The sequence below is a fragment of the Pseudomonas sp. HK3 genome, assembly GCF_052920985.1.
The window spans coordinates 2,080,598-2,105,198 of the sequence record NZ_JBREXD010000001.1; the positions used below are offsets into that span (position 1 = coordinate 2,080,598).

Here is a 24,601-nt window from a genome sequence, read left to right on the forward strand (position 1 = left end):
CGTTTGCGCATACATTACACCAACGAAACAGGTAAATTAAAAATCAATTTAAAATTGCCATCCTCTTCTAGAAAATGATTTTTTTCATAACACACCTTTGCAGGCGTTGCTTGCATTTTAAAGCCTGATTCAGGCAACCACTCCTCCATAATTCGGCTTACATAAGGTAAAAGATCGCCATAACGACCTTCGAGACGAAATGCTGCGTGTACGCCACCCGGTATGACCATACTGTTAACAATACCGTATTTTACAATGGGTTTATTAATTCCAATGCAGGCTACGTAACGGCATTTAGGTAAAGGAATCCAGACAGGGTTGCTATGGTGAAGCGCGATTTGTTGGGTATTTTCTCGGCCTTCTGATGCGGCCCAAGCTTGTAGTGTTTGCCAAGCTTGGCGAACACTGCGTCCGTACCCTTGGTGGCGAACATAGGCAACAAGTTTATCCTCTAGTGTCACAATATCAGGCTGGGGTATTTCACGGTTTTGTACTCGCTGATAACCCGCTGCAATTTCTGGGTCGTCTAAATATGGCGGCTTAATACTTTTTTGCCCAGTAGAGCGCCAAGCCCCTGGTGAAACTAAAAAGTATTGTTTGAATGCATGACTAAATGATGACACTGAATGGAAACCACACTTTTCTGCGATTTTTTGCACACTGCTATTGCGATCAAACATCAGACTATTCGCGGCATGTTCGAGCCGTGTGCGACGGATGTATTGATGTACAGACTCACCCACAACCTGACGAAAAATACGATGAAAGTGTTGCTCTGAATAAAAGGCAACGTCTGCCAGCTCTTTTGCTGTTAGCCCTGCTGATATATCTTTATGGATAGCATGTAGTACATCATTTATCCGTGACTGCTGATGGTAGTCCATCATACTTCCCTATCTCCATCTTATATATCGACATGTGAAACCGCATGTTTCGACAATAACCGTGCGTCCTTTCAACAATCCCTGATTTACTCGGCCAGTATATGATTAACCTTGTCTTTTGACATTAATAATAGAATGAATAGTCAGTAAAGGGATGATATGCAGACCGCGCAACACGTACAACAACTTCGTTCGTCTTACATTCGTGAAATTCTCCGTGCGGCAACGGCAGATGGCATGATATCTCTCGCCGGCGGCTTACCTGCTGCGGAGTTATTTCCACATGCATTATTACAAGAAGCCATGGTTAAGGTGGCGAATAATCAGCAGGTTTTTCAATATGGTGAGACACAAGGTTATGCCCCATTACTGGAATACCTTCGAACAGCGTACCACTTGGATGCATCGCACAGCACTCTAATGACAACCGGCTCTCAACAGGGGCTTGATCTCATTGCTAGAACATACATTAACCCAGGGGATCACATTGCCTTAGAGGCACCAAGTTATCTCGGCGCTTTACAGGTGTTTACTTTGGCGCAAGCCTCTATTAACACCATCCCCCAAACCGCTGACGGCCCTGATCTTAATGCGTTAGAGCAGTTATTTGAATCTAAGCCGGTCAAATTATTCTATACCGTACCTGATTTTCATAACCCAACGGGCATTAGTTGGTCATTACAAACCCGAAAAAAAGTTGCACAGCTGTGTCAGACTTTTAATGTTGTGCTGATCGAAGATGCCCCTTACCGAGAGCTTCGATTTTCAGGAGAAGAGCTGCCTCTCGTATCCTCTTTTTGTCCGAACCATTCGATTGTGCTGCGCTCATCTTCAAAGATTTCAGCACCGGGTTTAAGACTTGGCTCTGTTAGTGGGCCTGAAGAATGGATAAGCCACCTGATGCGGATAAAACAAACGTCCGATTTGCACAGCAGCTTACCGATGCAGGCTGTTTTGTTAGAAATACTGAGCCATCGTGAATTTGAGGCACACCTTTCAAATATTCGCAGTCACTATCAACAGCGCTATCAGGCACTGGCGCAAGCCATTCGTCGATACATTCAGTCTGATGTATCGTTTTCAGACGTTCAGGGCGGTATGTTTATTTGGTTAAAGCTGGCTGAAGGTAATCCAATGGAAATAGCTAAGGCAGCTTTGGCAAACGGGGTTGCGGTTGTACCCAGTGATGTATTTTATATTAACGAAAGTGATCAAGCGCCGGCCCTTAGGCTTAACTTTAGTTTTTGTGGACCCAAACAACTCACTACGGCGATACAATCGTTGGCGAGCGTTTTATGACGTTCATAGGGTAAATTAAAATGGAGTTTACACTTAACAAAGATGAATGCGTCACAACAATAAAACTCATTAATAGATGCTTGGCCATTAATTCAATCAGTGACTTGCATAAATATTATGAGGACATAAAAGTAAAGCTTGATATAGATCAATTGATTGTCATTTATTTTGTCAATGATTTTAATCACCCTGAAATTTTATCGTTTGGAACAGACCCTCAATGGCAAAAAATATATTCAAATGAAAACTATCTCGCGGCTGATCCTATTATTCCGATTTCTCTTAATTCGCAAGCCCCTATTATTTGGAGTGATGTGTATAAAAAAGCCACCGAAACCTGTAAGCATTTTATTAACGGCGCAAGTTCTTGTGATTTTAAAGAGGGGCTTAGTTATGGCGTGATAAAACACCCCATTACATCAAGATCGATTGTTGTATCGGTAGGAATACAAGCTAGACAGTTGAAAGATAAGCAAAAAGTCACCATCAAAGAAATATTACCGCATCTTGCGGATGTCTGTGTGCGCCAATCTTTATGGGCCAGACCCATGTTTACACCAAAAGAAAAAGAAATAACGCAGTGGTGTGCAAAAGGTAAAAGCTACGGCGAGATTGCTTTGATTCTTCAAATATCAGAACGCACTGTTAAGTTTCATATGAAAAATATATGTGAAAAACTGGGCGCCTATAATAAGCCACAAGCGGTCGCAAAAAGTCTAAATCTTGGATTAATTTAAACCCAATTAGATAATGAGTTATTAATAAAATTGAATTTCATACCTGTACTTAAGGACAGTTTAAAAGCCAATACGAAACCGATAGCTTGTCTCATTCTAATTGCTGCCTTAAAGGGAGATTATGATGACTGAAGCAATACTTACGAAAGAAAAGGTACTGGTTGAAAACCCAGATCAATTTTTCAAAATGCCCAAAGAATACCAAGAGCTGGTTATTCGTCAGATGATGGTGCACACAGAGGGTGAACTTTCAGGCGCGGATGATTACATTGAGATTTTTTATAACATGGCCCCAAATGCTTACGAAAAACAAGTGTGTTGTGAGCGCGGTGCTGAAGAGGTTCATCATTATATTCGCGGACAGGAAGTACTCAGTGATATAGGTGTCGACAGCACGTATATGCTGGATACCAACCTTCAAGACCGTGACTTATACGGAACAGAGGCCGTAAAAGATATCCGCAGCTGGCCGGAGCGTGCCTTGTTTTCATATCTGGGCGAAGCCGCTGTTTTAGATCAGTTGATTGAAATGGCCGAAAGCAGTTACAAGCCTATTGCCGATATGGCCATTCCGGTGATTAAAGAAGAAAAAGTACACGTTGCCCATGGTTTTCGCATCACGCGCGAATACTGCTCAACCGAAGAAGGTAAGGCGCTGATTCAAGACGCGCTTGCACGTTGGTGGCCTGTCTCTTTAGATGTTTTTGGTCGCTCAAATTCAAAGCGGTCGAAACTGTATGTTGAGTGGGGGCTTAGAAAACACAGCAATGAAGACGCCAGACAACGCTTCATCGCGCATGCGGCTCCACGATTAGAAGAGCTTGGTCTGGTTGTGCCGGATCATAAAAAAGACCGTAAGTACTTATAGCCCAAAAGCCATCGTTTAGATGGCTTTTTTAATAATAAAAATACAAGTTAAATGATGAGGCAGATAAATGGATTTAACATTTGATGACACCGGGCTGGCTGAGCGATTTCATAAAGTCAGAAACTTTGCCAAAACCATACGCTCAAGTGAATATCATGTCACCAATGCATGCAACATCCGTTGTGAGGGATGTTGGTTTTACGCAAATGAATTTGAAAAACGATCTAAAGAGAATAAATCCATGAGTGATTTGGATCAGTTTATTCTCGCGGAAAGAGAAAGGGGTGTAAACGCAGCGCTTTTAATTGGTGGTGAGCCGACACTATTTATGAACCGCATAGAAAAGTACGTTGAGCACTTCCCTTATGTCACCATATCGACAAACGGTCTTGTGCGGGTGCCTCAACAGGGGATGGAAAACATTCAGGTGTTTATTTCGCTTTTTGGAGGCGGCCCTTTAGATGATTCATTACGTGCGATAAAACCAAATGGTAAGCGTTTTACCGGATTATTTGAAACCACATTGAAAAATTATAAAAATGATCCGCGTGTCACATTCGTTTATGCGTTGACAGAAGCAGGCACTGATTACATCGAAGATACAGTGAGAGCCATTGAAGAAAATGGCAATAAATTATCGTTTAACTTCTATAGTGAATACGGTTCGGAGTCACCACTTTTGATGAGTGAATCGGAAAAATTATTAGATAAAGCACTTGAAGTAAAAGAAAAATACCCAAATACGGTATTGAGTACTCCGTATTACATTAAAGCAATGATAACTGGGAAATCCCACTGGGGAGAATTCTCCTATGATTCATGCCCCAGTATCAGTATTGATCACCCTGATCATGAAGAGCGTTTAAAAAATGGTAACCGCACGTTACCGTTATTTAATACATATGCCCCGGATCTAAAAACCCTTAATTTTTGTTGTACGTCTGGTAATTGTTCTGGGTGCAGAGATAGTCAGGCGGTGTTTAGTTGGCTATTAATATCGGCGGATAAATTTATGGATAACCAACAACATATGAGAGAGTGGGTTGAACTCTCTGAGAGTTATTGGAAGCAACATATTTGGTCCCCGTACAACACAGACGTGCAAAAACTGATAAAACTGACAACGCTGGCTTAACACTCCCTTACTTACCTATCAGGCAGTACGTGCTGCCTGATATCCATTTTTAATCGAGGGAAGTCTATTGGCTCATAACCTAGATTCATTTAAACAAACATATAAAACCGCAATTGAACGCTTTAAGACAGACGCATTGGAATTTGAACTAAAAGGTAAAGATCTCACTGACTGGCAGCAATATTTTAATGGCTGGCCATGTGCTGTGCATCAGGGTTTTCATTTGGAATTTGTCGATAACAAAGTTGCCATGGTCTGCATTGTTGATGTGAAACCAGAACATCTAGGGGGCAAAGGGGAGCATGCGATTAACGGCGCTACTATCAGTGGTATATTAGACTGTGCAGTGTCGGTTGCTGGCTTTATGCACTACAAAGAAAAAACATGCGGCACTATTTCTAATAATATCCTAATGAAAAGGCCGCTTTATGGCCGTCATATTATTTGCTTAGGTAAAGTCACTAAGCGTTCAAAGAATTTATGCTTTGGCGAAAGCATCATCGTTAACGACAACGCATTAATCTGTGCCAGTAGTGATAGCATTATTGCAGTCGCCAGCCAGTACAGTGATACGGTTTAAGCTTAATGTTAAACAACGGCGATTCATGAGTGGTTAACCTGAGTTTTTCTGTGAGAGCACGCTGATATTACGCTCTCAATATCAGTTGCTGACGTATTGATTCAACTATGGGCCGTGTATCGGTCCTTATATCGGGCAGTTTTATTTAAGAAATCGTCGTCATAAGGTAAAGTAGGCGCAATAAACCTATTTAACCGATAAGAGCCATGTGACTATGAGCATCCATTCTTTAGCGGGCCAATTGGCTCCTGCCAATCAACTGGTGAATGTCGCCAAGTTAATTACGGCCTATTACAGCGACAAGCCGGACCCAACTATTGCCGCACAAAAGGTGGCGTTTGGTACATCAGGCCATCGTGGTTCATCTTTTAAACGCAGCTTTAACGAAGATCATGTGCTGGCCATTAGCCAAGCCATTTGTTTGTACCGCGCAAAAGAGGGCATCAACGGCCCGTTATTCTTAGGCATTGATACTCATGCGCTATCTGAGCCTGCCTTTGTTAACTCAATGGAAGTATTTGCTGCAAACGGGGTTGAAGTCATGATCTCAAGCGGTGGTGAATACACACCGACACCAGCCGTCTCCCATGCCATCATCGTGTATAACCGTGGGCGTACAACGGGTCTAGCCGATGGCATTGTGATTACGCCATCCCATAATCCACCAGACGGTGGTGGTTATAAATACAATCCAACGAATGGCGGCCCAGCCGATGGTCACATTACGGGCTGGATCGAAAACAAAGCCAATGAATTATTATTAGCGGGTTTAAAAGACATTAAACGCATGCCTTACGAGCACGCTTTAAAAGCCGCCACAACACACGAATATGATTTTTTAAATACTTATGTGAATGACCTAGAAAGCGTCATCAATATGGACGCCATTCGCGGTGCCAATATTCGTATGGGGGTTGATCCACTGGGTGGTGCAGGCGTTAATTATTGGGGGGCTATTGCCGAGCGTTATAAACTGGATTTAACCGTATTAAACCAAGATGTCGATTTAACCTTTCGTTTTATGACATTAGATTGGGACGGCAAAATTCGCATGGACCCATCGTCGTCACACGCTATGCAAAGTTTGATTGGTTTAAAAAATAAATTCGACATCACCTTTGCCTGTGATACCGACCACGACCGCCACGGCATCGTCACTAATAGCGCAGGCTTAATGCTACCGAATCATTATTTAGCTGTCGCCATTGATTATTTATTTCAAAATCGACCAGACTGGTCTGCCAATGCCGCTGTGGGTAAAACCCTAGTGAGCAGCTCGATGATTGATCGAGTCGCCAATAAAATTGGCCGCAAACTATATGAAGTACCCGTAGGCTTTAAATGGTTTGCGGATGGTTTATTTGATGGTTCATTAGGCTTTGGCGGTGAAGAAAGCGCAGGGGCGTCTTTTTTACGCAAAGACGGCCGCGTATGGACAACCGACAAAGACGGCATCGCGCCAGCACTATTATCCGCAGAAATGACCGCCGTAACTGGCAAAGACCCAGGTGAGATTTATAAAAACCTGACTGAACGACTAGGTGAGCCCAGCTCTGATCGCATTGACGCAGCGGCGACCCCTGAGCAGAAAAAACAACTCTCACAACTTTCACCTGAGCAGGTAACATCGGATCAATTAGCCGGTGAAAAAATTACCAGTGTCTTAACCAAAGCACCGGCTAACAATGCCGCCATTGGTGGCTTAAAAGTTACCACAGAAAACGGTTGGTTCGCGGCACGCCCATCGGGTACTGAAGATATTTATAAAATTTACGCAGAAAGCTTTAAAGGCCAAGATCACTTGCAAAGTATCTTTGATGAAGCTCAAGTACTTGTAGATTCAGCATTAAATGCTAAATAATATTTTAGTTTGCTATGTTTAAAAAACCAACACAAGTTGAAGACTTATCTTGTGTTGGGTTTTTTATGCTTAAATACTTTAAGAAAAAAGTAATTCGGAAAATTGAAGCGCCTTCTAATAATTGATATTTCGAGTATTATCGATATTCATTGGTTTATTTTCTTCAGTGCACTTCCGCTCTGTATGCTTAATGATGCTGCTTAATTTATGGAACCAAAATATACAATCGGGTTTTTAATAAAGGTAGTTTCAGAATTTTGTGTTTTATGTTTAACCCATGTTACACGAATTTTTTTAATATTAGGGAGTAATTCAAATAAGCCAATTTTTATCGAATCTAATGACTCTTGATTATCACATTCGTACTGATAATCAGCAGTAATTTTTTCATGATTGTTTGGTTTACTTTCAATGAGATAATCAGTATCAATAAATGTCGTTAGATGTTGACAAAATGTCCCGATAAATAAGAAAAGTGAATCATGTTTCTGTAGTTTAGACGTAACTCGTTCTACAGTAATGATTTCTTCTTTTGTATTTTCTTTGTGCTCAAATCCTATTATATCCATTACTGGGGAGGTAAGTTGAATTTCAATCTTGCGATTTTCAAGAAAAATAGTAAGTTCAGATAAGCCATGGTCATGGGCTTTTAATATGGGTCCACGCTCTTGGGTATAAACACTCAATACGATTACAGAATACAGCACGAATACACAGGTAATACTGATAAAATGCTTACTCATGTTTATTCCATTATCACTATTTTTTATGAATAGAAAAAATCTAGCGTTAGTAATAAACGGCGAGCGTCATTGGATAATTGAGGAGAGCGATGAACCAACCCAGCGCCCTCATTCCCCTCCCAGAGTTCGCCTTTTAATAATGCCACATCCCCTTGCTTTAATTGTTGAATATCAGACATCTTGCTAAACAAACCTGACAGCTCATCGGGCTTGCCTTGATTGCCTGCACCTAGCTTAGTGCGATCAATGCGATTATTAGGTAACCATTGTGATCCGACTCCTTGGTATGTTGTTATTAAGCGACAAGGAATTTTATCCACATGAAAGCGTGGGCACATAGCATGACTTAACGCTGTTAATCTTAAGCCCGCAAATTTCAGGTCAAATAAACTGCAAAACATATCAACTAATTCGGCTATGTCTTCACTTAAAATATCGCAGCTTTCTGTATTTCCGAGTGCCTTATTAATTTTGGCGCGGGCATATTGAGGGCTGACGACAAGCTGTGTTTGCAGGCTGGCATTTTTATCGAGTATGTCATTGACGGCTAATGCTAATTTGTCAGAAAGCGTTCTTTGCCAAATAACAATATTTGAATCCTTACGATAAATATCCGCTAATATATCTGGGTATTCCCCAGCTTGAGCTTGTGGGAAACTCATTGGTTGAATAGTTGATTTGGTTGATGGTGATTCACAAAGAGGCGCGGCTAAATTCATGCTACTTGCTCCCATGTCGGGAAAGGATCACTAAGAGTTGCCCAATATGCTTTACCTTTTAGTACCGCTTCTTCAGACAATAAACAGGCATCAAGCGCATCACTCATGGCGGCTTGATTCATGTTTTGACCGATGAATACTAACTCTTGGCGCATATCGCCAAAAGGTTCTACCCATTGTTCTTGTATGGATGCCAAATACTCGTCATCCGTCGGCCAATTGGATTTTGGAACGGCTTTCCAAAACATGCCAGCAAAACCATAATGAGCGATGCCGCCAGCTTGGCTCCATTGCCCTGCAAACTCTGGGCGAGTAGCCAACCAAAAAAAACCTTTCGAGCGCAGTAATTTTCCAAATGGTTCCATGTTGTGTAAAAATTGATGAAATTTTTCTGGGTGAAAAGGCCTGCGTGCCACATAGGCAAAACTACTAATGCCATATTCTTCGGTTTCAGGTACGTGTTCACCACGCATTTCTTTTAACCAGCCAGGTGCTTGCTGTGCACGCTCAAAATTAAACAGGTTTGTATCTAAAACATCATCAATATTGACGTTTCCTTGAGTGATGGGGATGACCCTAGCGTGAGTATTGAGCGTTTTAATAATGGCAGTTAGTCGGCCCACATCTTCGCTTGAGGCTAAATCTGTTTTACTAATTAAAATAACATCGGCAAATTCAATTTGATCGACAAGTAAGTCGGCGACACTGCGCTCATCTTCTTCACCTAATGATTCTGTGGTCTCTTGTAATGATTTAGCTTCGTCATAATTTTTTAAAAAATTGACAGCATCGACAACCGTCACCATGGTGTCTAGCCTTGCTACATCCGATAATGACACACCGTCTTCATCGGCAAAGGTAAATGTTTCAGCAACGGGAAGTGGCTCAGAAATCCCAGTGGACTCAATCACTAAATAATCAAATCGATTATCGTGTGCAAGCTTGTTCACCTCGATTAGAAGATCCTCACGCAGCGTGCAACAAATACAACCATTGCTCATTTCAACAAGTTTCTCATCGCTGCGATTTAACGATACTTCGTTTTGAACAAGAGCCGCATCAATATTGATTTCACTCATATCATTTACGATAACCGCTACTTTTTTACCCTCACGGTTATTGAGAATATGGCTGAGTACGGTTGTTTTGCCGGCACCCAGAAACCCAGAGAGCACAGTCACAGGTAATTTCGTCATGAGTATTACTCCAGTTCAAATATAGTATGGCCTAATTATTTAGATATGATACAACGTATCATTTTTAGCTGTAAAGACTATTCGCAGTATCATGAGAGAAAATTATGGCTGAACGAGAAAAGAAATGTGCGGACAGGCACAAAGTGAGTAAATAACTAGATAACTCGAGCACTTTTTTCTAAATTTTTAAGATATTGAGGTACTATGGATTTCATTAGTTTAATTTAGCATCGTGCTATGATTTAAAAGATTCTCCTTTAGAAAGCCTTTTAGAAGAGTATTCACACTTTAGCCGCTGTCAGGCCTACTGGCTCAAACAAGTTTATTTGTGGTTCATTGCCTCTTGCCACTGAGGTACGACTTCTTTTTATTAGCATTAAAATCAATGGTTTCCTCTAGCTTGGGAATCAGTAGATTGATCTTTTGTTCCTGATAGTGTGTATGTAGATATTCAACGGGTTCTTACCAGAGCAGGAAGGCAAGGTTGAACAAAAATAAATTATTCAGCTTTTAACTCCTGATTCACGGCTCCACTTCTCCGGCACCAGATGCAGGCTACTCTACTTTTCATTGTATTGGCCACTCTTAATATAGGCTGCGGTAAATGGTCCAAACTTATCGCCGATTGCTTTAAAGTGATGACCATTCTCTATTATGATTTTCCACACCACATCAACTGGCGCCAGATAGGTATCCACCTGGTAGCTGATGCGTTTCAGTTCACCGCGTTTTTCCAGTATTTTGATAAGTCGCGTAGATCTTTATATTTCACGGGCACTACCGGAAATTTTTTCCCGCCATGATAGCTCACAGCAGGCAGATCTGTATGGCGGAGTCTGCGACCAACAGCATCAAAATATTTTCTTCTGCCAATCAGCATCGTACTGGCACTTAGCTGCAACCGCATTGTAATCAAGAGCAATCGCATTCAACAGATTCTCCGGGATATCTTCGATATAAGCCGTTCTCGAATCCCTTGGATAAGGCTTGCGACTGTCGTGATAAACAAAGTCTACCGCGAAGATCGCTACGGGCTCTTCAAACATAGGGAAAAAGCTACCGCTGAATTCAAGTACAGCTGTTATCCCCAGTGAATCAAAGCCTTTGTAATATTCGAAAAATCTCGATTTATCATCATCAAAATATCCTCGCTTGTACCCCAACTTTTCCATGACGTTGTTCAGGGAGAAGCTGTCCGTCACATAACCATAAAATTGATCCAGTCTCTTTTTGTCAGGCTCAATGTCAGGCTCAATGTCAGTCTCTGCTTGGTTTAACTGTTCAAAAAGAGGCTTAGTCTTTTGCTTTTTCAAGTACGCTTTCCAGAGAGAGCATTCGTCCTCTGATATCTGATTAGCGCTCAAGACACGTACTTGTAGATCATCTCGTGCGAATAACCGCTCACCTGATAGGGAAGTTAACTCACCATTTTCATCTACGTGAAAACTAATCCAGCCATCATCCCCTTTGAATTGCCATAAGACGTATTGTAATAATCTGTTCATGACAGGGTGAGCATAAAGGCGCTGCTGCCAATCAAGCATTGACCATCGCTGGTCTGATATCATCGCTTCAAACAAACGATTGCGCTGCTGTTCAATGGTTTGTTTCAGTTCTTTCTTACAGGCAGTAAACCACTTTTTAGTTTCTTTAAGCTCGGTCTTATCATCATCCAGCCGTGGTTGGGGTAAAGCTTTTATAACTTCCTGTTTTTCATTGCTTAGTTGCAGCTTTATGTCCTTCGTTAAGGTCAGCGACAACTGACGCTGCCCATAATCAAACACGGTCGCTTGATCTACCTTTTCCAGCCCGGCACTGGGTATAGTGAGCTCTGCCAATTGTTGCTGACTCCAACCCCGTTTTTGCGCAATATTTTCGACAAGACTGAGTGCAAACTCCTGTATAGATTCAGTCCGGTAACGCTGGGCTGTCGCCATTAAAAACTGAATAATGACATCATCATCAAACCGGCTGATGACTAAAAGCATGACTTCAATTTGAGCACGGCGAAGATAGTGCTTTTTCATATAAGGCTTTAACAACGCAAGTGCAGTATTGCCATCCAACGCTGGGATTAAGCCCAGCATGCCTTTTTCCTTTATCGCTGACCCTGAAAGGGCAGTTTGAGTATCCATTGAGATAAATGTAGAAAACAGAAACAAACCCAGTTTATTCCGGCTCTCTTCATCGAGTAACCCGCTGTATCGCTGCAGCAGATTGTTTCCTTCAGGCTGTTTTAACTTTACGGACAATACAAACCACCAAAATATAAGCTCAGACGGAACCTGGCTTTTATCTTGATAATACAAGTCCGGAATATCCTGCCTCGGAAATTGTTGTAAAGCAGACGATATTGATTTTTTCAAACCATCCTCTGCCTCAGACAGCAGTCTGTGCTTGGTAACAAAATCTGATATGTCTTCACCGATATTTTCAAGAGCATCAAGAAACACTGCTTTGACAGTGAGATCTTTTTCTTTTTTCAGAGATTTATATAAAGGCTCAGCCGCTGGTTGATACTTTAGCTTTCCAAGCCACTTTGCAGCAACAGTCCGACATTCCTTATTGCCTGAACACAAACCATCAAAGAGATACTGAATTTTTAACCCAAGTTTTTCAGCGATATTTTGAGCTAGCTTTTGATAAGCTTTATTGCTACCCAAAGCATATTGATAAAGTTGAATCTCCCAGTTTCTAGTTATAGAAGGAAATAAGCCAAGTAAAAACAATGTTCTTGAAATAACTTCCGACTCATCATAGTAGCCATTTTTTTCTAATACCCCCTTTAATCCGTTATCGATATATTCCGGATTGTCGGAAAAAAAACTGCCATACAGATACCTTTTCATAAGAGAAGGGTAACTTTGATGCCATGGAACCGCTGTATAGAATACGGTTAATAATCCCTGATTCATCTTGATGATGTTGCCGATAGATCAGCACTAACTGCCGAAAGTCGGTTATATCTTTTTCCAGCAAATGATCAAACTTTACTTCCCAGTAGGAACTGCCTCTGCCATACCCAAGACACCATAACTGCCTGATATTCTGAAGAAAATTAATACTATCATCGTCATATACTCCAGATCTTCTGGCAGCATCTGCTATTGAATCATCTTCAAAAACATCTCCACCGTGTTCGATAAATGCCAAATAACGTTCTATATCTTTGTCTTTGATACTAATATATTTTGATAATCTTTTTTCTGCGTGATAACAGTTCCACTGAACTGTTTCATATGCCTGTCTTTCAGAATCACGGTTAGCCAATCCATCTTTTAGCGGATATTCTGACAAAACTTGCGACAAGCGATTCGCTTTTTCAGTTAACCGAGAAATATTGCTCTGTTCGTCTGATATCATCTTATTCAACGATTGACGAATCAGTTTATGCCAACCGGCTGGAGGTCGGGTATCTGGTTTATATTCAGGGATAGGACCGCTATGAACTGGGTTCGATTGCTTTTTTGATTCAAGCTGTACAAGCTTACCTTTAATAAGCTCAGCAACTGATGATACCCCTTCAGATTTTAACCACTATTGTAAAATCTGTTCACCGTCAGGAAGATCAAATGCTAAAGATACCCATCGCTTTCTGGCATCAGATTTTTCAGAGAGGTAATTGCTAGTCAAATACGCCACAAGCTCACTGGCAGGAACTCTTCCTAAAAAGCCCGCAGCAGCCTTACGAACGTCTTTGGATTTATCGGTTAAGAGTTGAGCTGTCACTGGCACGACATAAGAGGGCAGCGTATTTTTAGTCTCTTTTAATTGATAACAAAGCGCTGCTCTAGCTGAAGGTTTCATCAATGGAACCTTCTTCTGGTACGTAGGAGACTTTAACAGATTCAGCCAATCTGTTGTCTGCCTTAAGTACGGTATAAACACTCCAGTGTTACGGTACCCTCCCAGACCCCCCTCAAGAATGAATGCATCAACAACATCCTCAGGAACTCCAAATTGGTGTGCCAAATCAAGCAAGGTAGATCGATCAGGACACTGAATTCGGTAACGGCTATCGCCCTTACAACGTGCAGAATACTTATTAAAGAGGTCCAACATATTGCCAAACCAACCTTTTATCTCGGTTTGCTTGTCATGAAATTCATGATCACCAACACACGCATTAAACACTAGGCTTAGCCGATGTAAGATATTCGGGTCTTGAATCGTTGTTGACGATAGGAATAAAGACATACCCTGGAAGATTCTTTCATTCTTCTCCTCGTACTTCTCATCTGGCTTCAACATGATGAGTTTTCCGGGAGGGTAACCGCCAAAAGCCTCTTCGAGTTTTGAAATTCTCGTTATACAACTCTCCGCTTCCCCTGTAAGAATATATTCAGTGACCTCTGAGGCTAAGCCTTTATCAGCATGCTCCATAGCACCGCAAGCCGCTATCAGGTTCTTAGCATCGTCGGAAAGCGCTGATTTTTTAAGCTTATTTATGAAGGTTTCAAACACTTAAGCTTCATCCTTATACCTGATGATGCAGATTATATCGAGCTTGTTATTATATAGAGCCGCTGCTATTAGCTCATTCGTGAATGGCAAATTCACACACCGACTAGCTCCTGCACTTAGCAGTACAGCTTTTGAATGAACGAGCAACTTTTCGAGTTCGTTAATGGTTTTTCTAAGCGCTTTCAGTTCAAATATCTTGGTATTAAATGTCATACACTCTCCTTAGAGTGATGAAAAATTGGAATGCGATGACCAGAATAGTAAAACTAACTCTTCATGCTGTTCTCATTAAGATGTAACTCAACTTTATTTCGCTAATCCCCGTTCTACGAGAGATTGTTGAAAAGGTTGTTAACGACAATAATAGTATCAACTTTAATCGTTAGTTTTAATAATAATACATAGATCAGAGTGAATGAATGTGTGCGGAAGCCTGCTCAAGTTGTCTTGAAACTCAGTAATAATCTGGCTTGTAGACTAAGTTTGTATTCAAGTGAAGGTAAGGATTGCTCAAGTTATCTTGTGGAAGATAATAAAATGATCGATATGATCGAGTTATCTAGGAATGCACTCAGAGTGAGCTTGGCCGAACAGAAAAAATTTCAGAAAGGTAAAAATGGTGGGCCCAGAGTGACTCGAACACTCGACCAACGGATTATGAGTCCGCTGCTCTAACCAACTGAGCTATGGGCCCGCAACAACCAAAGAAATGGTCATTGTGAATCTTTCTAATTACCTTAATGTTCTAGGCAATAAAAAAGAGCCTCAGATTATAAAGACCTTGGCTCTTTTTTCATAGTGTTAAGTCTATGATTTTTAGATGTTTTTACTCATCTAAGAACGAACGCAAGTGATCACTACGACTTGGGTGGCGTAGTTTACGTAATGCCTTCGCTTCAATCTGACGAATACGCTCTCGGGTGACGTCGAACTGCTTGCCCACTTCCTCTAGGGTGTGGTCAGTGTTCATGTCGATACCAAAGCGCATGCGCAGTACTTTACTTTCACGAGCCGTAAGACCGCTTAGCACACCGCGTGTCGCATCGACCAAGCCTGTTTCGGTGGCGTGGTCGATTGGGCTAGAGCCGTTTATGTCTTCGATGAAATCACCTAGGTGGCTATCTTCATCATCGCCGATTGGCGTTTCCATGGAGATTGGCTCTTTGGCAATTTTAAGGACTTTACGAATCTTATCTTCAGGCATGTCCATGCGTTCTGCCAATTCTTCAGGGGTGGCTTCGCGGCCCATTTCCTGAAGCATTTGACGGCTTACACGGTTCAGCTTGTTGATGGTTTCGATCATGTGTACCGGAATACGAATGGTACGGGCTTGGTCAGCAATCGAACGCGTAATCGCCTGACGAATCCACCATGTGGCGTAAGTTGAGAACTTATAACCACGACGGTATTCAAACTTGTCTACCGCTTTCATCAAGCCAATGTTGCCTTCTTGGATCAAATCTAAGAACTGCAAACCACGGTTGGTGTATTTTTTCGCAATGGAGATTACCAAGCGTAAGTTGGCTTCAACCATTTCTTTTTTCGCACGACGAGCACGGGCTTCACCGATGCTCACGCGACGGTTAATTTCTTTAATGTCGGTAATCTGAATGCCAACGCGTTTTGCTACTTGGCCAATTTTTTTCTGCGCACGCTCAAGGTCATACTTGTTGTTTGCAACAGATTCAGAATAATTTTTACCACTTTCGATTAAACCCGCTACCCAAGCAATATTACCTTCGTTGCCTTGGTAAGATTTAATGAACTCTTGACGATTCATTTTGCATTTACGGGTCAAGATGGTCATTAGCTGACGTTCTTGTCCGCGAATTGCATCAAGGTTGTCACGTGCATTGCCTACTAGCTCATCAAAGTACTTTGGTGATAGTTTGATGGGTGCAAATAGTTCGGCAAGAAGACTGTTTTCTTTGTCGCCTTGCTTGCTGCCACGGCCATGTTTTTCGATGGCTTTTTCTGTTTTTAGAAGCTGTTTGTCGATTTCAGCCATACGACGCTTAACTTCGACTGGGTCTGGGCCAGTAGGGGCGTCTGAGGTGTCATCGTCGTCTTCTGTTTCAGTGTCATCACCTGACTCTTCTTTCTCTTTTTCTTTTTCTTTCTCTTTTTCAGCTTTCGCTTCTGCAGAGATAGGTGTTGCAGGTACAGGATCGTCGTCGCTTGCGTCGATGAAACCATTGAAAACATCACCAAGACGATTAATTTCTTCGTCGGCCATGGATTCTTCAACGGCGGTTAATACTTTACGTACTGAGCCTGGAAAATAAGAAAGGGCGGCCATTACTTCACGAATACCTTCTTCGATTCGTTTGGCTATGACGATTTCCCCTTCACGGGTCAAAAGTTCAACTGTGCCCATTTCACGCATATACATGCGGACTGGGTCAGTGGTGCGGCCTACGTCACTTTCTACAGCTGCAAGTGCCGCGGCGGCTTCTTCCATTGCTGCTTCATCAGTGTTGTTGTCGCCCATGATCATAGTATCGGAATCCGGCGCAACCTCGGCAACGGTAATACCGATGTCGTTGATCATGCGGATGATATCTTCAACCTGTTCTGGTGTGGCTATGTCATCTGGAAGGTGGTCATTTACCTGAGCATAGGTTAGGTAACCTTGTTCCTTGCCTTTGGCTATGAGCTCTTTAAGACGGGACTGTTGTGTGGCGGCCATATATACCCTATGTTGTCCTGTACTGTACGCGAATCGAACCCGTAATTATAATCATCTGGTTACGGGTTATCCAGCACTGATGTGATTAAGTGATTGATAATGGGGTTATTTTTTACCCTTTCAAGGGGTTGTCTCTGTTAATTGGCGATATTCGCCCTGCTCCTGTTGGCTGAGTGACTCAAGTCTTCCTCCTGCTTTGATCAATTTTGTGTGTAAAAGGTTCAGATCGAGTATCGCACTCGCCCATTGGAACATCTGCAGGTCTTCTGATTGTAGATGTTTAAAGCCACCTTTATTTGCGGCTTGGCGAATTAATTTAGCCTTCATTTGCTTGGCTGTTTTTAAACGTAACTGGCTTAAACAATCGGTGGCGACTTGCTCTTGGCTTAAATGGCCGTCACTGCGATTGTGTTGTTCGGTTAAGCTTTTATATTCTTGGTAGTCGCCGTCTGTGGCGAGCAAGCTCAGTGCATCTAATAGTGTTTGCTGTGGTGAGCTTTGCAGTTGCTCGATAAGTCGTTGTAATAGTTGGCTGTAGTGGCCTTCATACGTTTGTAAAAAGGCAAGATCTCCAAAGCTTTGTACAACGTGAGGTGCGTGCAAAATTAATGCAATGGCTTGTTTAATAAGTGGGTGTTCAGGTACTTGAGCCGGTGCTTGAGCATATTCATCATCATGATGGTTTGGCGCGTTTTCGTAATGCTGCTCGGTGTGATCGGTTGCTGAGTTTGGGGTGTAACTCACTTGATTTTCACGTTGTTGCTCGCGCATTAAGGTGATGTTTTCTTCTGCTTGGCCCATGTCTTTTAGTTCTTGGCTTTCTAGGCGGGTTTCTTCTGCTAGGGCTTGCCAAAATAAGCTCTTAAGGGCGGGGCCTGGAATCTGTTGAATCATGGGGGCGGCTAATTTTGCCAAGCGTGCGCGGCCCTCTAGGCTTTCACTGTCATCAATATCTTGTTTGATGGTTTGCAGTAAAAACTCACTGATGCCTTGGGCATATTGTAGGCGCTGTTCAAACCCAGTTTTGCCTTCTTTGCGTACCACTGTATCTGGGTCTTCACCTTCGGGTAAAAACATAAACCGAATTTGTTGGCCGTCTTCTAATACGGGCAGTACGAGCTCTAGCCCGCGCTTAGCCGCTTTGCGACCCGCTGCATCACCGTCGAAGCAGAAGACAATTTCCGGTGCAATTTTAAATAATTTTTGCAGGTGCGTGGTGCTGGTGGCGGTGCCTAATGTGGCAACGGCATAATGAACGCCAAACTCATGTAGCGCGACCACGTCCATGTAACCTTCGACCACAACAAATCGTTTTAATGGCTGACGAATTTGGCGGCATTCATATAGGCCGTACAGTTCATGGCCTTTATTGAATATGGTGGTTTCTGGGCTGTTTAGATATTTGGGTTTGTCATCGCCCAGTGTGCGCGCGCCAAATGCAATGGTGCGTCCGCGTACATCACGAATGGGAAACACAACACGATTGCGAAAGCGGTCATAGCACTTGCCATCGTCTTTGCTGATCAGCATGCCAGTGTCGATTAAGCCTTTAAGCTTGTCGTCATCGGTGGCCAGTGTGCTTTTTAAATTGTCCCAGCCAGGTGGCGCAAAGCCGATACCAAAAAATTTGGCTGCTTTACCCGATAGTCCACGTTTTTTAAGGTAATTAACGGGGGCGTCTTTTTCAGCATGAAAGCGCAATTGCTGTTGATAAAACTCACTGGCACTGCTCATTAGATCGTAGTGCGATGCGCGTTCTTGCTGCTGCTTTTGCTGAAAAGGGCTGCTTTCTTCTTTTGGGACTTCTAGACCTACTGTGCCAGCTAATAATTCGACGGCCTCAGGGAAATCAATATGGTCGTATTCCATGACAAAGCCAATGGCATTGCCTTTCGCGCCACAGCCAAAGCAGTAATAAAATTGTTTATCTGATGCGACGGTGAACGAAGGGGTTTTTTCACTGTGAAAAGGGCAGCAGGCATGGTGGTTTTTGCCCGCTTTTTTTAAGCGAACACGACTATCTACCACATCAACGATATTAACGCGGGAAAGTAGGTCATCGATGAAATTTTGGGGGATACGGCCAGTCACGATTCAAACCTATCTACGTTGCACTTTTCTATTAAGGTTGATACTAAAAGTCCGCCCTAGAATACACCAAGTGAGTGTTTCTTTGGGGGTTTTCATGACTAAAAGTTAATCAAATAACGTCAGATGAGGTGCTTTAGTTGCATAGGAAAAGCAAGAATAAAAGCGCCAAATTAATAAGCGTCTTAAGCGATATAATAGCTTTGAGGTAATTAATTAAGCAAAACTGGCCTTTACAAGTTTGCTAACATCGCCCATATCGGCACGACCTTGAACTTGAGGTTTCACTAGCGCCATGACTTTACCCATGTCTTGCATACCTGATGGATTAACCTCAGCCACTGCTTTTGCAACAATGGCTGAAAGTTCTTCCGCAGATAGGGCTTCTGGGAGGAAGTCCTGAATAACGCTCACTTCGTAGTGTTCAACTTCAGCAAGATCCGTACGACCAGCGTCTTCATATTGCTTAATTGAATCACGGCGTTGTTTTACCATTTTATCCATAATGGTAAGTACACGAGCGTCATCCAGTTCGATGCGTTCGTCAACTTCAACACGTTTGAGCTCGGCTTGGATTAGACGCAGGGCTTGCGTACGCGGCTTATCTTTAGCACGCATAGCAGTTTTTACTGCATCTTTTAATTGTACAACCAATCCTTGCTCACTCATGTTTGTCTCTCTAATTCAGTATTTGCTTAGTAAAGACGAATCATTTTACGCTGTTCGCGTGAAACTTTTTTAGCGTGACGCTTAACAGCTGCTGCTTTTTTACGCTTACGCTCAGCAGTAGGTTTTTCAAACTGCTCACGACGACGTACTTCAGAAAGTACACCTGCTTTCTCGCAAGAACGCTTGAAACGACGTAGTGCTACGTCAAATGGCTCGTTTTCTTTTACTTTAACTTGTGGCATTCAATCTACCTATGTGTATCAGTTGACTTAGCAGGTGGAAAATCACCCACTAGAATTAAATCAGTTCCCTGACGCCGAGTGCTTTGCTTGTCACTCAGGCCCTATCGAGGCGGGGGATTCTACTCGCTTTACCCCATAATTGCAAAGCTCAGTCGAGTATAGATTATGGAGGGGTTTTATGTGGAGCAGGCCCCGTAAACACTGGGGCTCTGGTGTTCTGGACGCAGGCTGCGTAAAATGGCCCGCGCAAAAAATATGAGGTTATTATGCGGGTTTTAGCCATAGAAAGCAGTTGTGACGAAACCGGAATCGCAATTTACGATTCTGAGCAAGGGCTATTGTCCCACGCATTGTACAGTCAGGTTGAAATGCACGCCATTTATGGTGGTGTGGTACCTGAGTTGGCAAGCCGAGACCATATTCGTAAAGCCATCCCACTTATTAAAGAGGTGATGACGGCGGCGAGTACCACGTCTGATGAATTAGATGGTATTGCCTACACATCAGGCCCTGGCTTGGCGGGCGCTTTGTTAGTGGGTGCTTGCTTGGCTCGCAGTTTGGCTTGGAGTTGGGGTTTGCCGACGTTGGCTGTGCATCATATGGAAGGGCATTTACTCGCGCCTTTATTAGAAGATAATGCCCCTGAATTTCCGTTTGTGGCGTTATTGGTCAGCGGCGGACACACACAATTAGTCGATGTTAAAGGCATTGGCCAGTATGAAGTGCTTGGTGAAAGTATTGATGACGCAGCGGGTGAAGCGTTTGATAAAACCGCCAAGATGATGGACTTACCGTACCCAGGCGGCCCGCACATTGCTAAGCTAGCGCAGCAAGGCACAGCAGGGCGCTTTAAGTTTCCACGCCCCATGACAGACAGGCCCGGCTTGGATTTTTCATTTAGTGGCTTAAAAACCTTTGCGCGTAACACCATTGCAAAATGCCAAGATGAAACCGGTTTAACTGAGCAAGATAAAGCCGATATTGCATTAGCATTTGAGCAGGCTGCGGTAGATACCTTGGCGATTAAATGCAAACGCGCATTAGAGCAAACGGGTCGTAAACGCTTGGTTATTGCTGGCGGCGTGAGTGCGAATAAATATTTACGCGAAAAATTACATGCCTTAATGGATAAACTAAATGGCGAAGTGTTTTACCCGCGCCCAGAATTTTGCACCGATAATGGCGCGATGATCGCCTACGCGGGTTGCCAAAGAATGAAAGCTGGGCAAAAAGATAATGAAGAAATTGTGATACACCCAAGATGGCCCATGGACCAGCTTGAGAGTATTTAACGAATAGCGTTATTGATCGTCATAACACTTGTATGAGGGTGCCCCGCGCCCGACTTAATATGATTTTTATTATTTAGCGGTGTGGGACATTGATGCATCTTCCGTCTCTTAATCTGCATCTCACGGAAATATTATGGACACAGTTTTTATAGATGGTTTAGAAATCGAAACCATCATCGGTATTTATGATTGGGAGCGTGAGATCAAGCAGGTCGTACGCATCGATTTACAAATGGCGTGGAATAACAAACCAGCGGCTCAATCAGAAAGTATAGAAAAAGCATTAAACTATAAAGCCGTGTGTGATCGTTTAATTGATTTCATATCTGGCAGTGAGTTTCTATTGGTTGAAACCATGGCTGAAAATATTGCCGATATTTTAATGAGCGAATTTAGTGTGCCTTGGTTGCAGTTAAAGTTAGCCAAGCCAACTGCCATACCGCAAGCCAGTGGTGTTGGTGTAATGATCGAGCGCGGGAATAAGTAAAAGGATTCCATTTCATGGCTCAAGTTTATGTCAGTATTGGCAGTAACATAGACAAGCACAAAAATATTTCTGGTTGTTTGAATGCACTGGCCGAGCACTTTGGTGCCTTGGTATTGTCCCCTATTTACGAAAGTGAAGCGGTGGGCTTTTCAGGTGATAATTTTTTTAACTTAGTCGCAAAGTTTGAAACAAAGCTGAGTGTTGGCGAATTAAACGATCAGCTTAAGGCCATTGAAGATTTATACGGGCGCAAGCGTTCAGGGCCTAAATTCAGTGGGCGTACATTGGATATCGATATTCTCACCTATGATGATTTGATCGGTGAAATAGACGGTGTGCAATTACCTCGCGATGAGATCACTAAAAATGCATTTGTACTATTACCGATGAATGACATTGCGGCTGATGAAACCCATCCAGAGCTACAAGTGACGTATGGGCGCCTGTGGTTTTTCTTTGATAAAGACTCACAAAATCTTTGGCCAGTCGAGCTTTGACGTGTCAATGTGCCGCGTAGGTCGGGCACTGCCCGACGCAAACAGTTGACGGTGGGCAGTGCCCACCCTACAACACCTTCTCACTTCTCACTTCTCACTTCTCACTTCTCACTTCTAGCTATAAACCGTTCGCCCACCATCTACGTTAATAATTTGGCCGTTCATGTAGTCGTTATTGCATAAAAACAAAACGGTATCGGCGATGTTATCCACGCGTCCCATGCGCTTCATGGGGATTTTATTTAATATTTCACGCTTTGATTCATTACTCATGTTGTCATTTTGACCGGGCCATAAAATAGCGCCAGGACTAACCCCATTACAGCGAATGTGATGACCTTCGTCTTTAGCCAGTGATAACGTCAGGCTTTTAAGGGCGGCTTTACTCGCACTATAAATAGGATGTTGTTCGAGTGTGCGTTCAGCGTGAATGTCAATTAGGTTGATTACTTGGCCGTTAACTTGGCTTAAAAACGGCAGCATTTTTTGAATCAGAAAAAATGGGGTTTCTACGTTGCTTGAAAAGATCGTTCTCCAGTTTTCTTCTGTGGCATCTTGCCAAGGCGTAGGAAAAAACTGCGAGGCATTATTTACCAGTGCATCAAGTGGACGGTGAAATTCGCTGTACCACTCTTCTAAAATAATCGGGCTGTTTTCATCGCTTAAATCGGCACTGAATAATTCACATGACCCTTCACGTTGCTCATTTAATTCTTTTTGCAAGGCCAGTGCAGATTGCTTGCTTTGGCCATAATGTAAAAATACATCATAATTATTTTTGTGTAATAAGCGCGCAATAGCAGCGCCAATGCGCTGTGCGCCGCCAGTAATTAATACGGTTTTATTCATTGGTTATTCTCTGTATTTTTCTGATATTGTATGGCATTAATACGAGCCTGCTCAATGGCTAGGCCAAGCTCTGGGCCTGTTACGCCGGTAGCGATAATGTCTTGATTGTTGACGCGATGACAGGCGGCTAGCATTTTTTGAATATAAGTTACTTGTGGATAAGGCGAATGTTCTAATCCGGTTCGTCCTTGTGCATCGGCTTGACAAACTTGTAGCATTTTTTCAAATCGGTCTGGCTTTCGTATGGCGTCGCATTGCTTGAACACTTTTAAAATAGTACTGGCTTTTAGCTCAAATGCACGGTGGATATGGGTATGAAATTCACAAGATTTTAATGTGAGTTCACGATATTGATTGGGCACACGCAGTCGATCACACATGGCTTTTATCGGTTTTAATCCCAGTTTTTCGTGGGCGATATGTTGTGGCCATTTTTCTTGATCGGTTTTTGCTTTGCCTAAATCATGCATCAATGCGGCAAAGCGTACGTCGCCGTCATTACTTAATAGACAGGCTTGTTGTAGTGAAAGTAAGCTGTGAATGCCGGTGTCAATTTCAGGGTGATGTTTTTCAGGCTGAAGGGATGCCAAATAAATCATCTAATTCTGTAAAGGTGTCTTTTAGTCCGTTGCATTGTTTCAGTATTTCAAAATAAATCCATGGACTGTTTTCATGCAGTGCACGCTGGGTTTCAACCCAGACTCTTTCAGGGGGTAAATGTTTCAATTCGCCTGAATCACTAATGAGTTTCATCAGCTCAATGGTTTCATCGGCGACCGTAAAGCCAAGGTGATGGAAGCGCGCGGCAAAGCGAGCTACACGTAACACTCGCAGCGGGTCTTCACTGAAAGCTGCGCTGACATGGCGCAGGGTTTTTGTTTGAATATCGGCTTGGCCGTTAAATGGGTCAATGATGTTGCCATCTTTGTCTTGGGCTATGGCATTAATTGTGAGATCACGACGAATAAGGTCTTCTTCTAATGTGACGTTTTTTCCAAAGTCCACGCTAAAGCCTTGATAACCATGTCCCGATTTACGTTCGGTACGGGCAAGGGCATATTCTTCTTGGCTTTTCGGGTGTAAAAAAACAGGGAAGTCAGCACCTACTTGTTTATAGCCTTGTGCAATGAGTTCGTCTGGCGTGGCTCCGACCACGACCCAGTCTTTATCTTTGTATGCAATGTTCAGCAGTTGGTCGCGAACGGCGCCACCTACTAGATAGATGTTCATAAATGTATGACTATTAATTGATAAATTGAGTGACTGTAGTGTATACGAAAGTAAAAAAGATTAGAGCACAAA

General features: G+C 42.7%; 21 protein-coding genes, 1 tRNA gene and 1 pseudogene. 9 read left to right on the forward strand and 14 right to left on the reverse strand.

Annotated features, from left to right (window positions below):
* Window positions 1-14: 14 nt before the first annotated feature.
* Window positions 15-887: an AraC family transcriptional regulator gene (locus tag ACU6U9_RS09735; RefSeq protein ID WP_446734822.1), complete on the reverse strand. Its 873-nt coding sequence runs from the start codon at window positions 885-887 to the stop codon at window positions 15-17.
* A 156-nt stretch (window positions 888-1,043) separates the two neighbouring features.
* Here ACU6U9_RS09735 and ACU6U9_RS09740 point away from each other — a divergent pair, with 156 nt between their 5' ends.
* The 6 genes from ACU6U9_RS09740 (at window position 1,044) to pgm (ending at window position 7,364) form a co-directional block, all read left to right on the forward strand.
* Window positions 1,044-2,183, forward strand: a complete 1,140-nt coding sequence (locus ACU6U9_RS09740; protein ID WP_446734823.1) for an aminotransferase-like domain-containing protein — start codon at window positions 1,044-1,046, stop codon at window positions 2,181-2,183.
* Window positions 2,184-2,203: 20 nt separating this feature from the next.
* On the forward strand, window positions 2,204-2,920 hold the full coding sequence (locus ACU6U9_RS09745) for a LuxR C-terminal-related transcriptional regulator (protein WP_446734824.1): 717 nt from the start codon (window positions 2,204-2,206) through the stop codon (window positions 2,918-2,920).
* A 121-nt stretch (window positions 2,921-3,041) separates the two neighbouring features.
* Window positions 3,042-3,788 (forward strand): Phenylacetic acid catabolic protein, encoded by a 747-nt coding sequence (locus ACU6U9_RS09750; protein WP_446734825.1) that lies wholly within the window; start codon window positions 3,042-3,044, stop codon window positions 3,786-3,788.
* Window positions 3,789-3,855: 67 nt separating this feature from the next.
* A complete protein-coding gene (locus ACU6U9_RS09755) occupies window positions 3,856-4,923 on the forward strand; it encodes a radical SAM protein (RefSeq protein ID WP_446734826.1) in 1,068 nt (355 codons plus the stop codon).
* A 67-nt stretch (window positions 4,924-4,990) separates the two neighbouring features.
* Entirely contained in the window at window positions 4,991-5,503 is a 513-nt protein-coding gene (locus ACU6U9_RS09760) for a hypothetical protein (RefSeq protein ID WP_446734827.1), read from the forward strand.
* 214 nt (window positions 5,504-5,717) lie between these two features.
* On the forward strand, window positions 5,718-7,364 hold the full coding sequence (gene pgm / locus ACU6U9_RS09765) for a phosphoglucomutase (alpha-D-glucose-1,6-bisphosphate-dependent) (RefSeq protein ID WP_446734828.1): 1,647 nt from the start codon (window positions 5,718-5,720) through the stop codon (window positions 7,362-7,364).
* Between the two features lie 200 nt (window positions 7,365-7,564).
* Here the strand turns inward: pgm and ACU6U9_RS09770 are convergent, their stop codons facing one another.
* The 11 genes from ACU6U9_RS09770 to rpsU form a co-directional block, all read right to left on the reverse strand.
* Window positions 7,565-8,107 carry a ZrgA family zinc uptake protein gene (locus ACU6U9_RS09770; RefSeq protein ID WP_446734829.1) on the reverse strand — a complete coding sequence of 181 codons (543 nt, stop codon included), beginning with the start codon at window positions 8,105-8,107 and terminating at the stop codon, window positions 7,565-7,567.
* Between the two features lie 23 nt (window positions 8,108-8,130).
* Window positions 8,131-8,826 (reverse strand): DUF1826 domain-containing protein, encoded by a 696-nt coding sequence (locus ACU6U9_RS09775; RefSeq protein WP_446734830.1) that lies wholly within the window; start codon window positions 8,824-8,826, stop codon window positions 8,131-8,133.
* Window positions 8,823-10,022 carry a zinc metallochaperone GTPase ZigA gene (gene zigA / locus ACU6U9_RS09780; RefSeq protein WP_446734831.1) on the reverse strand — a complete coding sequence of 400 codons (1,200 nt, stop codon included), beginning with the start codon at window positions 10,020-10,022 and terminating at the stop codon, window positions 8,823-8,825. Before zigA ends, ACU6U9_RS09775 begins: the two co-directional genes overlap by 4 nt.
* Window positions 10,023-10,873: 851 nt before the next feature.
* Complete coding sequence (locus tag ACU6U9_RS09785) at window positions 10,874-12,871, reverse strand: DUF4132 domain-containing protein (RefSeq protein WP_446734832.1); 1,998 nt, start codon at window positions 12,869-12,871, stop codon at window positions 10,874-10,876.
* Window positions 12,816-13,385, reverse strand: a complete 570-nt coding sequence (locus ACU6U9_RS09790) for a hypothetical protein (protein ID WP_446734833.1) — start codon at window positions 13,383-13,385, stop codon at window positions 12,816-12,818. Before ACU6U9_RS09790 ends, ACU6U9_RS09785 begins: the two co-directional genes overlap by 56 nt.
* A 174-nt stretch (window positions 13,386-13,559) precedes the next feature.
* The gene (locus tag ACU6U9_RS09795; RefSeq protein WP_446734834.1) at window positions 13,560-14,486 is read right to left on the reverse strand and encodes a HEAT repeat domain-containing protein; all 927 of its coding nucleotides are present in this window, start codon (window positions 14,484-14,486) and stop codon (window positions 13,560-13,562) included.
* A gap of 617 nt (window positions 14,487-15,103) precedes the next feature.
* Window positions 15,104-15,180: transfer RNA gene (locus ACU6U9_RS09800), tRNA-Ile, on the reverse strand.
* Window positions 15,181-15,312: 132 nt separating this feature from the next.
* A complete protein-coding gene (gene rpoD / locus ACU6U9_RS09805; RefSeq protein ID WP_446734835.1) occupies window positions 15,313-17,175 on the reverse strand; it encodes an RNA polymerase sigma factor RpoD in 1,863 nt (620 codons plus the stop codon).
* 120 nt (window positions 17,176-17,295) lie between these two features.
* Window positions 17,296-19,266, reverse strand: coding sequence for a DNA primase (gene dnaG, locus ACU6U9_RS09810; protein ID WP_446734836.1), 1,971 nt, complete (start codon window positions 19,264-19,266; stop codon window positions 17,296-17,298).
* A 213-nt stretch (window positions 19,267-19,479) separates the two neighbouring features.
* Window positions 19,480-19,932 (reverse strand): GatB/YqeY domain-containing protein, encoded by a 453-nt coding sequence (locus ACU6U9_RS09815; RefSeq protein WP_446734837.1) that lies wholly within the window; start codon window positions 19,930-19,932, stop codon window positions 19,480-19,482.
* Between the two features lie 26 nt (window positions 19,933-19,958).
* Window positions 19,959-20,174 (reverse strand): 30S ribosomal protein S21, encoded by a 216-nt coding sequence (gene rpsU / locus ACU6U9_RS09820; protein WP_446734838.1) that lies wholly within the window; start codon window positions 20,172-20,174, stop codon window positions 19,959-19,961.
* 266 nt (window positions 20,175-20,440) lie between these two features.
* Here rpsU and tsaD point away from each other — a divergent pair, with 266 nt between their 5' ends.
* From tsaD to folK, 3 genes are all read left to right on the forward strand, one after another.
* Complete coding sequence (gene tsaD / locus ACU6U9_RS09825) at window positions 20,441-21,466, forward strand: tRNA (adenosine(37)-N6)-threonylcarbamoyltransferase complex transferase subunit TsaD (protein ID WP_446734839.1); 1,026 nt, start codon at window positions 20,441-20,443, stop codon at window positions 21,464-21,466.
* A 133-nt stretch (window positions 21,467-21,599) separates the two neighbouring features.
* Window positions 21,600-21,953: a dihydroneopterin aldolase gene (gene folB / locus ACU6U9_RS09830; RefSeq protein WP_446734840.1), complete on the forward strand. Its 354-nt coding sequence runs from the start codon at window positions 21,600-21,602 to the stop codon at window positions 21,951-21,953.
* A gap of 14 nt (window positions 21,954-21,967) precedes the next feature.
* On the forward strand, window positions 21,968-22,450 hold the full coding sequence (gene folK, locus ACU6U9_RS09835) for a 2-amino-4-hydroxy-6-hydroxymethyldihydropteridine diphosphokinase (RefSeq protein WP_446734841.1): 483 nt from the start codon (window positions 21,968-21,970) through the stop codon (window positions 22,448-22,450).
* Window positions 22,451-22,564: 114 nt separating this feature from the next.
* On the opposite strand, the gene ACU6U9_RS09840 is transcribed toward folK, so the two are convergent.
* Entirely contained in the window at window positions 22,565-23,299 is a 735-nt protein-coding gene (locus ACU6U9_RS09840) for an SDR family oxidoreductase (protein WP_446734842.1), read from the reverse strand.
* A pseudogene (locus ACU6U9_RS09845) lies at window positions 23,296-24,529 on the reverse strand (multifunctional CCA addition/repair protein). The gene ACU6U9_RS09840 and the pseudogene ACU6U9_RS09845 overlap by 4 nt, the downstream one beginning before the upstream one ends.
* Window positions 24,530-24,601 lie beyond the last annotated feature (72 nt).

Coding starts and splice junctions, on each gene's coding strand:
- ACU6U9_RS09770 (WP_446734829.1), bottom strand. CDS start 8,107: ATGAGTAAGCATTTTATCAGTATTACCTGTGTATTCGTGCTGTATTCT.
- ACU6U9_RS09840 (WP_446734842.1), bottom strand. CDS start 23,299: ATGAATAAAACCGTATTAATTACTGGCGGCGCACAGCGCATTGGCGCT.
- ACU6U9_RS09775 (WP_446734830.1), bottom strand. CDS start 8,826: ATGAATTTAGCCGCGCCTCTTTGTGAATCACCATCAACCAAATCAACT.
- ACU6U9_RS09815 (WP_446734837.1), bottom strand. CDS start 19,932: ATGAGTGAGCAAGGATTGGTTGTACAATTAAAAGATGCAGTAAAAACT.
- folB (WP_446734840.1), top strand. CDS start 21,600: ATGGACACAGTTTTTATAGATGGTTTAGAAATCGAAACCATCATCGGT.
- ACU6U9_RS09755 (WP_446734826.1), top strand. CDS start 3,856: ATGGATTTAACATTTGATGACACCGGGCTGGCTGAGCGATTTCATAAA.
- zigA (WP_446734831.1), bottom strand. CDS start 10,022: ATGACGAAATTACCTGTGACTGTGCTCTCTGGGTTTCTGGGTGCCGGC.
- pgm (WP_446734828.1), top strand. CDS start 5,718: ATGAGCATCCATTCTTTAGCGGGCCAATTGGCTCCTGCCAATCAACTG.
- ACU6U9_RS09785 (WP_446734832.1), bottom strand. CDS start 12,871: ATGAAAAGGTATCTGTATGGCAGTTTTTTTTCCGACAATCCGGAATAT.
- tsaD (WP_446734839.1), top strand. CDS start 20,441: ATGCGGGTTTTAGCCATAGAAAGCAGTTGTGACGAAACCGGAATCGCA.
- rpsU (WP_446734838.1), bottom strand. CDS start 20,174: ATGCCACAAGTTAAAGTAAAAGAAAACGAGCCATTTGACGTAGCACTA.
- folK (WP_446734841.1), top strand. CDS start 21,968: ATGGCTCAAGTTTATGTCAGTATTGGCAGTAACATAGACAAGCACAAA.
- ACU6U9_RS09740 (WP_446734823.1), top strand. CDS start 1,044: ATGCAGACCGCGCAACACGTACAACAACTTCGTTCGTCTTACATTCGT.
- ACU6U9_RS09790 (WP_446734833.1), bottom strand. CDS start 13,385: ATGATATCAGACGAACAGAGCAATATTTCTCGGTTAACTGAAAAAGCG.
- ACU6U9_RS09750 (WP_446734825.1), top strand. CDS start 3,042: ATGATGACTGAAGCAATACTTACGAAAGAAAAGGTACTGGTTGAAAAC.
- ACU6U9_RS09735 (WP_446734822.1), bottom strand. CDS start 887: ATGATGGACTACCATCAGCAGTCACGGATAAATGATGTACTACATGCT.
- ACU6U9_RS09745 (WP_446734824.1), top strand. CDS start 2,204: ATGGAGTTTACACTTAACAAAGATGAATGCGTCACAACAATAAAACTC.
- rpoD (WP_446734835.1), bottom strand. CDS start 17,175: ATGGCCGCCACACAACAGTCCCGTCTTAAAGAGCTCATAGCCAAAGGC.